Source organism: Lewinella sp. IMCC34183, assembly GCF_003390915.1.
GTDB lineage: Bacteria > Bacteroidota > Bacteroidia > Chitinophagales > Saprospiraceae > Neolewinella.
In genome coordinates this window covers 1-15808 of the sequence record NZ_QMEM01000002.1, presented here as the reverse complement: position 1 = coordinate 15808, position 15808 = coordinate 1, and the positions used below count along the sequence as shown (strand labels likewise).

Genomic DNA, 15808 nt, shown 5'->3' with positions numbered 1-15808 from the left:
GCGCGCCGCGCGCCTGGAAAAGCTAGTAGGACAGAAGTTGCAGCAACTCGTCGATCTGCCGCTGGTGGTACGGCTCGTCGATGGCACGGAGCACCTGCGTCTTTTCGAAATCGGTGAGATGCAGCGACACCGAAGTACGCAGGGGGTCACCGGCTTTGGGCTGGTAGTTAAAGCGGAAGAGGTGGAAGCGGTCTGGGCCCAGGGTCCGGTACAGCTCGGCCAGCAGCTCTTCCTGGTCGAGGATCTGCAACCCCAGGATGTTGCCGGCCACGCCCAGGGGGCTGAACAGGCCGGTGATCACGCCCCGGCGACCGTCGTCGGCGATCGTCTGCTCCCGGAAGGCACTGATCTGGACCAGCACCACGCCGGAGGTATTCTCCGCGATCCAGTCCTCGAACACGTGCACGAAGCGGGTGGCGGAGGTGATGCCGTAGTTGTCGCGGTAGCCGGCATCCATCAGGCGGACCTGCGGCCGGGTCGGCAGGTTCACCTGCGGCAGTACGTAGGGGTAGCTGGCGTTGGCCCGCAGGGCGGTACTTAACCGGAGGCTGTCGGCATCCTCTGCGCGGAGGAAGCGGCCGAAGTCCACCATGTCGGGAAGCAGCGGCACCCCCCGGCGCTGGGGCACCGGCGGGGCCATCATATAGCTCACGCCCTGCGGCGAGATGACCATGCGCCGGCCGTCCTCCACCACGCTGGGCGTCACGAACAGCAGGGGCACCCGGGCCGTACGCTCCTGCTCCCGGTAGGCGGCCAGCGGCCGGTCGAGGAGGTAGTCGGTCGCGCGGTTGTAAGCCCGCTCGAAGGCGTAGCCGCGGTCGCGGCGGTAACTGCGCCCGCCCACCTCCACGCGGCGGAAGGGGAGGAAGATGTCGTTACTGACGATGGAGAAGGCCGTCGGATTGAGCAGGTCGGTAGCCACCCGTTCCAGCCGCACCAGGTCCTTGCCGGAGAAGCCCGGATCGTGGAGGTAGCTTTCCCGCAGGTAGGCCAGGCCCAGCAGGCCGCCGCTGGCGCCGGTGATGAGGGCCGTCTGGTTGAGCAGGCGCCCCTCGCTGCAGGCCTCGATGCTCTGCGTAAGGTGGGTGGCCCAGAGGGCCGCGGTAAGCCCGCCCCCGCTGGCGCAGAGGATGACCAGCTTGGGCTTGGGGCTGGCCTGCTTCGCCCGCCAGCGATCCAGGATGCCGGTGGTGGCGGCGATATCGGCCCGCAGGGTATCCGGGGCGTAGAGCGCGCGCAGGGTGTCTAGGGAGTAAGTGGCACGCCGCGTGTAGTTCAGCCCGTAGGCTTCGTTGCCGTGATCGAACAGCGACGTACTCGTGAGCCAGTTCACCAGTAACAGCAGCAGGGTCAGCAGCGGCAAGCGCCAGGCACTGAACCAGTAACTGATCGCCCCGATGGTGGAGACGAACAGACTGAACAGGATGAAGAAGCTGGCCCCCGCCGGCAGCTGAAAGGCCGGCCGGTCGACCAACAGGCCCAGCACGACCAGGATAGCGATACTCGCCGCCTGCAGGATCAGCGCGTTGAAGTGGTTCTGCCGGAAGATGTTGCGGAGCAGGGCCGTATCGTAGTGGGAGACCGAGCGCACCCGCTGCACCCGTACGTCGGCGTTGAGGTAGAAGCGTACCCGGAAGGGGTTGTCGTAGCGGTCGACCAGCTCCGGGCCCAGCGGCGTACCGCGGTAGGGTCGGTAGCTGCGGTCTTCGGGACTGCTCGGGCCCTGGTTCGGGGGCAGGTCGCGGTAGCCGGTGTAGTAGAGTATGTCTCGGTTGGTGAGGTTGAAGTAGATCGCGTACATAAAGAGGCTCGCCGCCAGTCCCGTGACGAGTCCAGTGATGGCCTCCAGCACCTGCGTTCCCGCCCCCTCCGCCAGGCGGTAGAAGTGGATGAGCAGGCCACAGTACACCAGCAGGAAGGCCAGCGGCAGCAACGCGTTGTTGAGGCAGAACTTGAAGAACGGCCGCGCCAGGCTGGCCAGGAAGTTGAAGTAGCCCCCGAGCAGGAGGTAGGTGCTGAGGTTCCACGTCATGACGAAGAAACCGTACGCGAGCCCCACGATCAGGAAGGGCAGGTAGCCCGTCCTTCCCAGGTACTCGGGGTCGAGAAAGAGGTACTGCATCCCCAGCCGGGGGCCCAGGACGCCGGTCATCATGAGCAGCAGCAGCGTCCACAACGCCAGCAACAGGTAGTGGGAGCGCAGGTGCAGGAGCAGGAGTTGCACCGGGAACGAGCGGTAAACATTGTGCAGGACCTTACGCATACCGCAGCAAATTACCGCTATATTTGCCGCCCGCCAATCGGCGCCCCGACATCACCTTCCAAGCCCCGCCCATCGATCCCTTCCCGCCGCCCGCCCGCCTGGCCACCCGCCTCACCCCCCAGGGCGAACGCATCCTGCGTGCGGGCCACCCGTGGCTCTTCGACGGGGCCGTGGAATCCGTCAAGGGGGAGGGCCGCCCCGGCGACCTGGCGATCGTCTTCGACCGCAAGAAGGACCGCTTCCTGGGCGTCGGCCTCTACGACCCCGCCTCCCCGATCCGCGTCCGCGTCCTGCACCAGGGCAGCCCCGCCCGCATCGACGGCGCCTGGTTCAACGAGAAACTGCAGGCCGCCCGCAAGCTGCGCCTGCCCCTGCTGAAGAAGAATACCAACGGTTACCGGCTCGTCCACGGCGAGAACGACGGCCTGCCGGGCCTCGTGGTCGACGTATACGCGGGGGTGGCCGTGGTGAAGCTGTACAGCCCCGTCTGGTTCCCCTGGCTCGCCGAGCTGCTGCCGCTCATTCAGCGGGCGGCGAAGGCCGATACCGTCGTGCTGCGCCTCGCCCGCGTGGTGACGCCGGTGGGGGACTGGACCGACGGTGCCGTCCTCGCCGGGGAGCTTACCGACCCGGAGGTCGTCTTTCGCGAGCACAACCTGCAGTTCGTGGCCCACGTGGCCGACGGCCACAAGACGGGCTTCTTCCTCGACCATCGCCACAACCGCAAGCGGGTAGGGGAGCTGTCCCAGGGGCAGGACGTACTCGATGTGTTCAGCTACGCCGGCGGCTTTACCGTCCACGCCCTGGCGGGCGGGGCCTACCGCGTACTGAGCCTCGACATCAGCGAACCCGCCCTGGAGCTGGCACGGCGCAACGTCGCCCTCAATTTCGGTCCCGACCCGCGCCACGAGGTGGTGATCGGCGATGCCTTTCAGGAGCTGGAGCGCATCGCGAAGCGCAAGGAGGAGTTCGGGATCGTGGTGGTGGATCCGCCCAGCTTCGCCAAGCGGGAGAAGGAAGTGCGCGGGGCCCTGGACGCCTACCGCCGCATCAACACCCTTGCCGTGCCGCTGGTAAAGCCCGGCGGCATTCTCCTGGCGGCCTCGTGCTCCGCCCGGGTCAGCGCCGAGGATTTCTTCGCCACCGTGGAGAAGGTGCTGAAGCGCAGCGGCCGGCCGTACGCGCTGCTGGAACGCACCTACCACGACGTGGACCACCCCGTCGGTTTTCCGGAGGGCGCGTACCTGAAGGCCGGATATTATCGTTTAGAGTAAATCCGTCCCGGTACGCGGCACCGTAGGTCCCTGCCGGAAGTCGAGTTTATTTTCCCATGCGTTTGCACCTCATCATCCCCGTCGTCAACGAGCTGGACAACCTGCGCCAGCTGTTGCCCTACCTGGCCGGCGAGCTCAACGGCCGGGGTACCATCACGGTCGCCGATGGCGGCAGCACCGACGGTACCGCGGAGGTCGTTCGGCGGCTGGCGCGGGTGCGGTACCTGCCCTGTGCCGGGCGCGGGCGGGCCCGGCAAATGAACGAGGCGGCCGCCTGCCATGTCGAGCACTACGACGTAGTGTACTTCCTCCACGCCGATACCCGGCCGCCTCGGGGCTTTTACGACGATATCCTGCGCAGTACGGAAGCGGGTTACCCCGTGGGCTGCTACCGCTTCCGGTTCGACTCGGACCACCCCCTGCTGGCCATCAATGCGTTCTGTACCCGCTTCCGCGGTCTGGCGTGCCGGGGCGGCGACCAGTCCCTGTACCTGACGCGCGCCGCCTGGGAGGCGCTCGGTGGTTTCGACGGGAACATGCAGATCATGGAAGACTACGACATCATCCAGCGGGCGTGGGCGCGCTTTCCCTTTCGGGTCATCCCGCGGGCGGTAACGGTATCCGCCCGCAAGTACCGCGCCAACGGCTGGTTGCGCGTGCAGCTGGCCAACCTGCGGGTCTTCCGGATGTACAAGCGGGGCGCCCCGCAACCGGAGATGGTGGAAGAATACCGGCGGCGCCTCAACCCCTGGTAATTCAGACCCGCACGTCAACGCGGTTGAGCTGGCCGGTCCGCCGCAATACGACGCCGAGCCGCCCGTCGGGAGCGTGAAAAAGTACTACGGCGTGCGCGCTTTTTTGCCCGCTTCGTCCGGTACCCGCGGACCCGCCGGAATGCCCGTTCTCCGACCCGGAAACACTAGGAAAAGTGGCATAATTTTTGTACTTTTGCTGGTATGACAAAGAACAATGAGCCGGTAAACCGGGGCGATTACGGAGCGGACAATATTACCGCCCTGGAAGGCCTCGAAGCCGTCCGCAAGCGCCCCGGAATGTACATCGGGGGCACCGATACGCGCGGTCTGCACCACCTCGTCTGGGAAGTAGTCGACAACAGCATCGATGAGCACCTGGCGGGCTACTGTAGCCGCATCGATATGATCATTCACCCGGACAACTCCATCTCCGTACAGGACGATGGGCGGGGCATCCCCGTGGGCAACCACGCCAAGCTCGGCAAGTCGGCCCTGGAGGTCGTCATGACCGTACTCCATGCCGGTGGTAAGTTCGACAAGGATACTTACAAGGTCTCCGGCGGTCTCCACGGTGTCGGCGTTTCCTGTGTGAACGCCCTCTCGGAGCACCTGCGCGCCACCGTCCACCGCGACGGCAAGATCTACCAACAGGACTACAGCAAGGGTATCCCACAGAACGCGGTACATGTCGTGGGTGAGGCCGAGAAAAGCGGTACTACTATTCACTTCACGCCGGACCCCACGATCTTCGAATCGCTGGTGTACAAGTACGAGACGCTGGCCAATCGCATGCAGGAACTCGCCTTCCTCAACAGCGGCCTGCAGCTCAGTATCACCGACGAGCGGCAGACCGACGACGAGGGCAAGCCCCTACGGAAGGAATTCTACAGCGAAGGCGGCCTCGCCGAAATGGTCAAGTACCTCGACGAGGGCAAGCAAGACCTGATCGAGGAAGCCATCTACGTGAAGTCCAAGGAGGACAACGTGGAGGTCGAGGTGGCCATGCAGTACAACACCACCTACCAGGAGAACATCTACTCCTTCGTCAACAACATCAAGACCCGCGAGGGCGGTACCCACGTCAACGGCTTCCGCCGCGCCGTGAACCGCCTGTTCACCAAGTACGGCGACGAGAACGGCCTGTTCAAGAAGCTCAAGTTCAAGGTGAGCGGCGAGGACTTTCGCGAGGGACTCACCGCGGTGGTGTCCGTCAAGGTACCCGAACCGCAGTTCAAGGGGCAGACGAAGGGGGAACTCGGCAACAGCGAGGTCACCGGTATCGTCAGCCGCGCGGTAGGGGAGAGCGTGGGCCACTGGCTCGAGGAGAACCCCGACCAGGCCAAGCGTATCATCGACAAGGTGATCATCGCCGCGACCGCCCGCCACGCCGCCCGCAAGGCCCGCGAGATGGTGCAGCGCAAGAACGTGCTCACCGGTACGGGACTGCCCGGCAAACTGGCCGACTGCTCCAATAAAGACCCCGAGGGCTCCGAGATCTACCTCGTCGAGGGCGACTCGGCCGGTGGTACAGCCAAGGCGGGCCGCAACCGGGCCTTCCAGGCCATCCTGCCGCTGCGCGGCAAGATACTCAACGTAGAGAAGGCTATGGAGCACAAGATCTACGAGAATGAGGAGATCAAGAACATGTTTACCGCCCTGGGCGTGAGCATCGTAGAGGGCAACCACGGGGAGCGGATCCTCAATCTAGACAAGCTGCGGTACCACAAGATCATCATCATGTGTGACGCCGACATCGACGGTAGCCACATCGTGACCCTAATCCTCACCTTCTTCTTCCGGTACATGCACGCGCTCGTCGAGGGCGGTTACGTGTACATCGCCCAGCCGCCACTCTACCAAGTGCGCCGCGGCAAGCAGTTCCGCTACTGCTGGAGTGAGGAGGAGCGCCGCGAGGCCATCGCCAACTACAGTAAGCACGAGAACGACGGCGCCGTAAAGGTGCAGCGCTACAAAGGTCTCGGTGAAATGAACGCTACCCAGCTCTGGGAAACGACCATGGACCCCGATACCCGTGTGCTGCAGCAGGTAGCCATCGAGGAGAGCTCGGAGGCCGACCGCGTCTTCAGCATGCTGATGGGCGACGAGGTTCCGCCGCGCCGCGCCTTCATCGAGGCGAATGCCAAGTACGCCAAGGTGGATGTCTAAGCTGACAACTGAATAAACCAAGAAAGCCCGTCCCGATCAAATCAGGACGGGCTTTCTTTTGATGCATTACCGAATACGTTTGAGGGGAGCCTGCGCCACTGGCACGATGACCTAAACTTTCCGGATTTGACCGCCTGAACAATATTCTTCTTGACCCAAACATTAGTTAAATAAATCATGTGGCCGCTGGGAGGGGGCGGCTGCACCTCCGAGGTTCGGTGACCTTACGATTCCAAATTTTATAGAAGTTGTAGCTGGTGAATTTCACGATGCTTTGAATTTCCTAATAGGATTGTTTTTGCCCTACTCTTTCATCCTATTGGGTATCGAGGAATAATATTTAGATAATCTTTATGTCTCTCAGGAAATGAAAAACCTTTTACCCCTGCTTCTATTCCTACCGTGTATGTGCATGGCTCAATTTGGGCCTGGAGGTATCGGCAATACAAGTGGAAGCTCCTCGCTAAGAATTTGGCTATCGGCGGATGACCTAGACGGAGATGGCAATACCAACGATAATCCCGCAAACGGTACTCGGGTATCCAACTGGGTAAACAAGGTCAGTACCGGCTTCAACTTCAGCCAGTCCAGTTTTGACTCCCGGCCGGAATACCGTACGGTGGGCGCTCCCTCCGTGCTCTTCAATTTCAATAATGCCGTGTCTCAGCATATGAATGGAACATCCACGGGTTCGTACGGGGGCGGCAGCGTTTTTCTCGTGGCCCAGGCTATCGATCACGGAGCCTCCACGAGTCCGTTCCTGAATGGTTCCGATTATTCCCTGCGAAGCGAGCAGTGGGAAAATAGTAACCGGGTGGGATACACCGTGGTCGGTACTACGGACTATACCACTACTTGATCCTCCAACTACGGTAGTCACTCGCTTTTTACCTGGCATAAACGCTCGAATTCCCAAAGTATGACCATTGGGGTCAATAACCAAGAGCAAACCTTGAACTTGGGGTCCACTACCCCCGGCATTCCCTACTCGATGATCGGCAGGACCGGGACCAGCTCGAATAGAGCCAGCGGACACTATTATGAGATACTGGTCTACAATGAGAGACTCAGCGACGTAGAAATCACAATTGTTAATAATTACCTGCAGGCCAAGTACGGGAATTTTTCGATCGCTAACGATGTCTATATTCACGACAACCCGGCGAACGGAAATTATGATGCTGACGTAGCGTGTATAGGACGGAGCAGCTCCGGCAGCACTCACACCGATGCACAGGGCGACATCGTTAGGATATTGGGGGCCAGTAACCTGAATAGCAACGAGTACCTGTTCTGGGGCCATGACGGAGCCTCGCTTACTTCCACTACTTCCGCCGATATGCCTGCCGGGATGATTTCCCGGCTCAACCGTGAGTGGCGGGTTAGTGAAGTGAATATTTCCGGTTCCCCGGTTGATGTCGGAAGCATTGACATGCGCTTCACGCCCGGTAGCCTGGCACCGGCTGACGTTGCCGACCTACGCCTGCTGGTCGACGCCAATAACAATGGCAGCTTTTCCGACGACGCTATCGTGGCCACACCGGCTACCTCCCTTGGAGGTGGCATTTTTCAATTTTCGGATGTGACGGCAATCACCAATAACGCGAGGTTCACCGTCGGTACCGCCGAGGAAGCCCTACCGATAGACTTGCTGTCCTTCTCCGCCTCGGTAGAACGTGACGGAATCGTGCGCCTAAACTGGGTAACCGCCGCAGAACAGAATAACGAATCATTCGCCGTAGAGCGTTCCGCCACCGGGCGGGAGTGGATGACCCTCACGACCGTTGCCGGTGGTAACAACTCCGCCAGTAAGCTCGAGTACGTAGCCGAAGACACCGAACCACTGACCGGGTTTTCCCTGTACCGGCTTCGCCAGACTGACTATGATGGTGTATCCAGCCTGTCACCCAGTAAGGGGGTCTACGTAGCTGAGGGTAGGAAAGACCGACTTCACGTCTATCCCAATCCCGCCACCAATCGCCTCAACGTGGAGACGGGGCTCGACGCCCTAACGGAGCTACGTATCCATAACGCCCTGGGGCAGGAGGTGCAACATTTAGTCGGGCTAAGCGAGGTTAGGGAGGGGGGCGTGATTCTGGATCTTGATAACCTGCCTAGGGGAACGTACACCTTATCGGTACCCACGCGTTCGGTGATCTTTTATAAGAAGTAAGGCAATGGGGTGAAGGTCCCCACCGGAATACTAAAAAATGGCCCGTCCCAATTCGGTTGGGACGGGCCATTAATCTGGGTAGGGTGCCTTACTCTGCTTCGCGGGTAGCCTCAAAGAGGAACCCAGGTACTGTTAAGCGTCGGACGGTTTCAAACCGTCCGACGCTTGCTGCAAAACGGCTCTAAACCGTCCGAGGCTGGTTACAAAGGTGCTCATTTACCGGACTTGCCGTTACTCTTGGGCGCGTTGCCGGTTTCAACCTCGCGGGTAGCCTCGAAGAGGAACCAAGTACGACGCTCGGTGGCGTTGATGTAGTCCTCCAGCAGGCTGGCGCCGCCGGTATCGTCGTGCTTCTCACATACCTCGTGCGCCTTGCGCAGGTTGGCGGCCATCTTCTTGTTCTCCTGCATCAGGTCGAGCAGCATGTCGCGGGGGGCGATTTGTGCCTGATCGTTGTCGGCTATGCTGGTCAATTTGCCGATCTGGGCAAGGCTGGTGATGGTCTTGCCGCCCAGCTTGCGGACGCGCTCGGCGAGGGGGTCGACGGTGGAAATCAGTTCTTCACTCTGATCATCGAGCATCAGGTGGTAATCACGGAAGTGACGGCCCGACATATGCCAGTGGTAATTCTTTACTTTAACCCACAGGGCGATCAGATCGGCTACGAGCGGGTTGAGGGCCTCGGTAATGTCCTTGACGGCCTCCTGGGGAAGGTCGGTTGGGGTATCGAGAAACTTTTCTTTGATGTTATTGCTTGGTGACTTGGTCATGTCTTGTTGTTTTTAGTTACACTTTTACAACGGGAACCCCCCGGCCCAAGTTCGGTAGAAACCCTACTCATCCGCCCCGCACCTGCGCAAACCATGTCAAAACGCCTTTATACCGCCGAGCGCCTGAAATCAAGCCGGGAGATAGGCCGGCTGTTCGCGCGCGGCTCCGCTTCCGTATCCTCCTATCCGGTACGGCTCATCTACCGGGAGGCGGAGCAGGTACGGGGACCTCATCCTTACCGGGTCACCTTCGTAGTGCCGAAACGCAAATTCAAGCGGGCGGTAGACCGCAACCTGCTGAAGCGGCGGATGCGGGAGGCCTACCGCCTCAACAAGGAATTGCTGCCGCGGCCGCAGGTGCCGGGGGAAGTCGGGGTGCAGCTGGTGCTGCTCTTTCTGTACACTGGCCGGGAGGAAATGCCGTTTTCCGTGATCGAGAAGAAGATGGGACGCCTACTCAGCCGGTTGGGGAGCCCGGAGCAAGAGTAAGGGCCATCTGGACGTCGGCGCGCTGGTACGCTCCGTGCTTGTCGGTTACATCTTTAAAACCAAGCTTACGGTAGAGGTGGACGGCGGCCTTCAGGCGCTGATTGCTGGCCAGGTGTATCCGTAGGTCGCCGCGCTGTCGGGCCAGTTCCAGGGTAGCCTGTGCGATCCGGTAGCCGACGCCGAGCCCCTGCACTTCCGGGTCCACCGCCATTTTGGCGAGTTCCACGTCGTAGTAGGGATGCTGCATAGGGATCAGAGCGCAGGTACCCACGGGGCGGCCGCGCAGTTCGGCGATGAGGATGGCCCCGCCGGGGTTGAGAATGTGCTCGCGGGGATGCAGCAGGGCTTCATAATCAGCGGGCTCCATCGTAAAGAATTTACTGATCCACGCCTCGTTGAGGTCGTGCCATGCCTGGGCGTGCCGGCCTTCGAAGGGCACGATACGGAGCTCGCCGTCGAGACGCCGCCGCCGCACGTCACGGGTGCGTTCCGGTAGGCTCTTACGCTCCAGGGCCGCTTCCCACTCGGCCAGGGCTACCCAGAGGTCATGTTGGCACTCCCCGGCTATTTCGTGCAGGGCGGCCGCCACATCGGGTACCGTACGCTCGGCCAGGGTAGTAGCGGCCGCCGCTCCGGCGGGGGTCAGTGCTACCATAGTCTTGCGCCCGTCGGTCGCGTCGCGGGTGCGGGTGACCAGATCGTGCTTTTGCAGGTCGTTGATCATCCGCACCACCCCCGGATGGTTCTGGCGAATGCTGGCTGCCAGATCGGATACCGGCGTCGGGCCATTCAGCCGGAGCAGGTACAACAGCGGAAGCCACTGCGACTTCAATTCCGTGCCGTAGGTGAAATTCAATTGCCGGGAATCCGCAAACAGCCGCTCACTCAACAGGCGGGTGCGGGAAGCCACGGCGGTGATGCCGAGGTGGTCGAAGAAATCGGGAAGTGCCATACTAGTACCTTGTTACGCAACTATAGGTAACAAGGTACATATTTCCTAGAGGTGTAGAAAAACCGGTTACGAATCGCAACCGGTTTTTCTTCTATCCGCGGGAGGAGGAGGCCGCTTCCACGGCTCGCCATACGCGCAGGACGTTGCCGGACAGTATTTTCTTGATGTCCTCGTCGGTGTAGCCCCGCTTGAGCAGGGTGTAAACGAGGTTGGGGTAGTCCGCAACGTCCTTCAGGCCGGTAGGGAGGCTGTCGCCTACGCCGTCGAAGTCGGAACCCAGGCCTACGTGGTCGATCCCCGCCAGTTCCACTACACGGTCGATGTGATCGGCTACCATTTCTACGTCAGAGTACAGGGTAGGATTTTCGAGCTGGAAGCTGTCGGCCAGTGCCTCGGCCTCGTCGGAGCGGTTCTCAATTCCCCGCTCGCTGAGGCGGGCCATAAAGGCTTCGCGGAGACTGTCCTGCCGGGTGCGTAAGGCGCCGTCGAGGAAGGTAGAGCCGAAGTTAATCTGGATCACGCCCCCGTTCTCTCCGAGCCGCTTGATCATGTCGTCATCCATATTACGCTCGAAGTCAGGCGTGAAGTAGCGCACGGAAGAGTGGCTGGCGATCACCGGTACTTCGGTGAGTTCCATCACGTCCCAGAAGGCCGAATCGCTGATGTGGCTCACGTCGACCATGATGCCTACGCGGTTCATCTCGCGTACGACTTCCTCGCCAAAGGGGCTTAGTCCACCGTTGGTGCCTACGGTATCGTAGCTGGAGTCCGAGATCAGGTTATCCTTGGCGTGGGTGAGGGTGATGTAGCGGATACCCTGGTTGTAGTATTCTTCCACGCGCTCCAGTTTGTCCTCAATGGGGGAGCCGTTCTCCATGCCCATGGGCAGGCTCATGATGCCGTTGGCGAAGTTGCGCTCTACGTCATCGGGGCTAAGGGCGAGGGCGAACTTGTCGGGGTGCGCCTCGACGATTCCCTTTACCATCTGTACGAGGCTGTCGGCCAGCGCGGGAGATTCGCCGGTGGTTTCCTGGAGGTTGCTCGGGATATAAATGGACATGAAGGGGGCATCGAGTCCACCCTCTACGGCGCGGACGTAGTCGAAATCGCCTTCGTCGGTCTCGACGGGAATGCCCAGCATCTCGCGCTCCAGGCGGAAGTTCTTGATCTTGAGCCGGTACGGAAGATCCACGTGCCCGTCGATAATGATGGTCGAGTGGGCAAGGCTGTCGGCGTGAGCGCGGAGTTCTACGTCTGACATGCCCTCGGGGGCATTAGCCCCGGAATCGCCGCAGGCGACAAGGAGCGAGAAAACAGAAAGGGCGAGCAGAATGCGGAGCATGGGTTGATTACGTTGGATTGGGTTAGTGAGATCGATCGACTCCGGCAGGGCGGTGGGTAAATTTAGTGCAAAACAGCCGTAAGCTATAGGGCGGTCCGGCCGGTACCTGTCGGGTAGGTTGAGCGCACTGGAAAGCATTAGGGGATTGGAGCGTCTAGGCGGGGTTGGCAAATTGGGTGGTACCGGTAGTGCGAGGTTATGGTCATCATTCCTTATCGGTTCCTGGAGCGGCTACACCGCGACGAGTGTAAACTGAATGTTAATTTTTCGAAACTGGTCCGATGGCTAAGTGGCCGGTCGACTAGTCGACCGGCCACTAGCGGACCGGCCACTAGTCGACCGGCCGCTCCCCACGCAGCACTAGATTTCATACATTTCCATTCCCAAACCGCCCGATCCGCTATGAACCGTCTATACTTCCTGCTCGCCTGCCTGCTTCCCGGTATTTCCCTTTCTGCCCAATCCCAACAACTAATGGGCTTCACCGAATCCTCCGCTGAGCAGCAACGGCAGCTGGAGCGCGCGTACGACGACCAGATCACCCCGGCCAACCTGGACGAGTGGATGAAGTACATGACCGCCCGCCCCCACCACGTCGGGTCACCGTACGACAAGAAGGTAGTCGACTATATGGCCGAGAAATTTCGCTCCTGGGGGTACGACGTAGACGTCGAGCGCTTCGACGTGCTCTTCCCGACGCCGAAGGTGCGTAAACTGGAACTGCTGGGTCCCACTACCTACACGGCCATGCTGGAGGAGCCGCCCGTGACCGGCGATGCCGCTACCGACCAGACCGAAGAAGCCCTGCCTCCCTACAATGCCTTTTCCATCGACGGCGACGTAACGGCGGAACTGGTATTCGTGAATTACGGGGTCCCCGCGGACTACGAGGAACTGGAGAAGCGTGGCATCAGCGTCGAAGGGAAGATCGTTATCGCCAAGTACCAGGGCTCCTGGCGCGGCATCAAGCCCAAGGTAGCCGCCGAGAAGGGCGCCATCGGCTGCATTCTCTACTCGGATCCCGAAGACGACGGCTACTACCAAGGAGAAACCTACCCCGACGGGGCCTACAAGAACGAGTACGGGGTACAGCGCGGTGCCGTGATGGACCTGCCCCGGGCCCCCGGAGATCCCCTCACCCCCGGCTACGGCGCCACCGCCGACGCGGAACGCCTCAGCCTCGATGAAGCGGAGGGGCTGACCGAGATTCCCGTGCTGCCCATTTCCTACCACGATGCCCTTCCCCTGCTCCGGGCGCTGGGCGGCCCCGTGGCCCCCGCTTCCTGGCGCGGAGCCCTGCCCATCACCTACCACATCGGTCCCGGTCCGGCGGAAGTCCATCTCCAGCTGGAGTTCAACTGGGAGCAAGCCCCCGCCTACGACGTGATCGCCACCCTGGAAGGCAGCGCGTATCCCGACGAATGGGTCATCCGCGGCAACCATCACGATGCCTGGGTGCACGGCGCCAACGATCCGATCAGCGGCATGGTCGCCGTCATGGAGGAGGCCCGCGCCGTAGCGGAACTGGCAAAGACCGGCTGGCGGCCTAAGCGGACCATCAAGTACGCCGCCTGGGGTGCCGAGGAACCCGGACTGCTGGGCTCCACCGAGTGGGTGGAAACCCACGCCGACGAGCTGGTCGAAAAGGCCGTGGCCTACATCAACACCGACGCCAGCGGCCGGGGCTTCCTCGGGGCCGGCGGCTCGCACACCCTTGAAAAATTCTTCGGCCAGATCGCCGACGACGTGGAGGACCCCCAGACCGGCGTCACCGTATTCGAGCGCCGGAAGGCCGCCGCGGCGGTGAATCAGGGGCAGGACCTACACTCCTTCGAGCTGTCGGCACTGGGCTCCGGCTCGGACTACTCCCCCTTCTTTCAGCACCTCGGTATCGCCGCCTTCAACCTCGGATTCGGGGGAGAGAGCAGCGGCGGGGAGTACCACACCATGTACGACAGCTACGACCACTACAAGCGGTTCAAGGATCCCGACTTTGCCTACGGGGGCGCCCTGGCAAAGGTAGCCGGCCGAATCACCCTGCGACTCGCCAACGCCGACGTGCTCCCCTTCGAGTTTACGCGTATGGCCCGGACCCTGCAGGAGTACGGCAAGGAAGTGATGGACCTCGCCGAGAGCACCCGCAAGGAAACCGCCCGCCGTAACCGCCTGATCGGGGAGGGTGCCTACGAGTTGGCCGCCGATCCCACCGAGCCGTACACCGCGCCCAAGGAAAAGGCCGAAGTACCCTACCTCAACTTCGCCCCTCTGCAAAACGCGCTTGGTCGCATCAGTGAACTGGCCGATACCTACAAGCCGGGGCAGGCCAGCCAACTGCCCGCCGCCGATCGCGAACGGCTCAACCAACTGTTCATGGGGCTGGAGCGCAAGCTCACTCGGCCCGAAGGATTACCCCGCCGGCCCTGGTTCGTCCACCACGTCTACGCACCCGGCTTCTATACCGGCTACGGCGTGAAGACCCTGCCGGGGGTCCGCGAAGCGATCGAGCAACGCAACTTCACGGAGGCACAGGAGCAGATCGATAAGCTTGGTGAGGTACTTACCGCCTACGCCGACCAGATGCAGCAAATAATTGGACTGGCGGCGACCAAGTAACCAACCCGCCCCATCATCCCCGACTCTTTACCGCAACCCGGTATGCGCCTGACATTACTCCTCTTCGCGGTACTTTTTTGCACCTGCGTGCGCGCCCAACGCGTGCTGCTTTTCGAAAAGCTGACCAGTTCCCACAGCGAACGGGTGTACGAGGGAGAGTCGCTCCGCTTCCGGATGAAGGGCGACGACTTCTGGCAGGAAGGCTATATCCGCGAGATGCGGCCCGACATCCAGGCCCTGGTCATCAACGACCGCTACATTCTGCTGGAGGAGATTGACGCCGTCTACCGGGGGCATACCGCCGCCTCCCGCATCGGCTACGCACTGATGACCTTCGGTGCCGGCTGGTCCTTCTTCGCCGCCCTGGGCTACGCCACCGACGGCTACGACGACACGAGCTATAGTACAGACGATGCCCTGATCACCGCCGCCTCGGTGGGCACCGGTTTTCTGCTCGTTAAGCTTCTCGGGAAGCGAAAATTCCGACCGGGGAAGTACAAGCGATTACGGATCGTGGACCTGGATTTTTGAGGTTATCGGGTCGCATTAATTAGGGAGAGAAGAAGGTAGGCAGAGGAGGGGAGGCTCAACGCAGAGGAAAGGAGGTACGCCAAGGTACGCAGAGGCGCGCAGCGCATCCCTAATCCGAGTAATCCGGAGTGCTGCGGGAAAATCTGCGAGAATCTGTGGCTAATCCGTGCGAATCTGTGTGAAACAAAGAAGGCCGCGAAGCGGCCGCCAGCTCCATCACGGAGGCCTCGCTCCACGGAGGATTTCACAGCGGTGCCACAGAGAGAGGTAAGCCGAGGAGAGGGAGGCCAAACGCAGAGAAAAGAAGGTACGCCAAGGTACGCGGAGGCGCGCAGCGCATCCCCAATCTGAGAAATCCGGAGTGCTGCGGGAAAATCTGCGAGAATCTGTGGCTAATCCGTGCGAATCTGTGTGAAACAAAGAAGGCCGCGAAGCGGCCGCCAGCTCCATCACGGAGGCCTCGCTCCACGGAGGATTTCA

At 61.4% G+C, this 15808-nt stretch carries 12 protein-coding genes; 8 read left to right on the top strand and 4 right to left on the bottom strand.

The window, feature by feature from the left end; genetic code table 11:
- Window positions 1–22: 22 nt before the first annotated feature.
- A complete protein-coding gene (locus tag DQG19_RS05355) occupies window positions 23–2263 on the bottom strand; it encodes a patatin-like phospholipase family protein (RefSeq protein ID WP_116125219.1) in 2241 nt (746 codons plus the stop codon).
- Window positions 2264–2286: 23 nt separating this feature from the next.
- Between DQG19_RS05355 and DQG19_RS05350 the strand changes: the two genes are divergently transcribed.
- From DQG19_RS05350 to DQG19_RS05330, 5 genes are all read left to right on the top strand, one after another.
- Window positions 2287–3537, top strand: coding sequence for a class I SAM-dependent rRNA methyltransferase (locus DQG19_RS05350; RefSeq protein ID WP_232826447.1), 1251 nt, complete (start codon window positions 2287–2289; stop codon window positions 3535–3537).
- A gap of 56 nt (window positions 3538–3593) precedes the next feature.
- The gene (locus tag DQG19_RS05345; RefSeq protein WP_116125218.1) at window positions 3594–4292 is read left to right on the top strand and encodes a glycosyltransferase; all 699 of its coding nucleotides are present in this window, start codon (window positions 3594–3596) and stop codon (window positions 4290–4292) included.
- Window positions 4293–4493: 201 nt separating this feature from the next.
- Window positions 4494–6458 carry a DNA topoisomerase (ATP-hydrolyzing) subunit B gene (gene gyrB / locus DQG19_RS05340; RefSeq protein WP_116125217.1) on the top strand — a complete coding sequence of 655 codons (1965 nt, stop codon included), beginning with the start codon at window positions 4494–4496 and terminating at the stop codon, window positions 6456–6458.
- A 670-nt stretch (window positions 6459–7128) separates the two neighbouring features.
- Complete coding sequence (locus DQG19_RS20795; protein ID WP_157974338.1) at window positions 7129–7317, top strand: hypothetical protein; 189 nt, start codon at window positions 7129–7131, stop codon at window positions 7315–7317.
- A 99-nt stretch (window positions 7318–7416) separates the two neighbouring features.
- Window positions 7417–8631 (top strand): T9SS type A sorting domain-containing protein, encoded by a 1215-nt coding sequence (locus tag DQG19_RS05330; RefSeq protein ID WP_157974337.1) that lies wholly within the window; start codon window positions 7417–7419, stop codon window positions 8629–8631.
- A 212-nt stretch (window positions 8632–8843) separates the two neighbouring features.
- Here the strand turns inward: DQG19_RS05330 and DQG19_RS05325 are convergent, their stop codons facing one another.
- A complete protein-coding gene (locus tag DQG19_RS05325) occupies window positions 8844–9401 on the bottom strand; it encodes a Dps family protein (protein WP_116125214.1) in 558 nt (185 codons plus the stop codon).
- A 93-nt stretch (window positions 9402–9494) separates the two neighbouring features.
- Between DQG19_RS05325 and DQG19_RS05320 the strand changes: the two genes are divergently transcribed.
- The gene (locus tag DQG19_RS05320; RefSeq protein WP_116125213.1) at window positions 9495–9890 is read left to right on the top strand and encodes a ribonuclease P protein component; all 396 of its coding nucleotides are present in this window, start codon (window positions 9495–9497) and stop codon (window positions 9888–9890) included.
- Here DQG19_RS05320 and DQG19_RS05315 read toward each other — a convergent pair.
- Complete coding sequence (locus tag DQG19_RS05315) at window positions 9859–10842, bottom strand: bifunctional helix-turn-helix transcriptional regulator/GNAT family N-acetyltransferase (protein ID WP_116125212.1); 984 nt, start codon at window positions 10840–10842, stop codon at window positions 9859–9861. The two genes, DQG19_RS05320 and DQG19_RS05315, sit on opposite strands and share 32 nt — an antisense overlap.
- Before the next feature lie 91 nt (window positions 10843–10933).
- Window positions 10934–12184, bottom strand: a complete 1251-nt coding sequence (locus DQG19_RS05310; RefSeq protein WP_116125211.1) for a dipeptidase — start codon at window positions 12182–12184, stop codon at window positions 10934–10936.
- A 402-nt stretch (window positions 12185–12586) separates the two neighbouring features.
- Here DQG19_RS05310 and DQG19_RS05305 point away from each other — a divergent pair, with 402 nt between their 5' ends.
- Together DQG19_RS05305 and DQG19_RS05300 are read left to right on the top strand one after the other, a co-directional pair.
- Window positions 12587–14797, top strand: a complete 2211-nt coding sequence (locus DQG19_RS05305; protein WP_116125210.1) for a transferrin receptor-like dimerization domain-containing protein — start codon at window positions 12587–12589, stop codon at window positions 14795–14797.
- 42 nt (window positions 14798–14839) lie between these two features.
- Window positions 14840–15328, top strand: coding sequence for a hypothetical protein (locus DQG19_RS05300; RefSeq protein ID WP_157974336.1), 489 nt, complete (start codon window positions 14840–14842; stop codon window positions 15326–15328).
- Window positions 15329–15808: the final 480 nt, after the last annotated feature.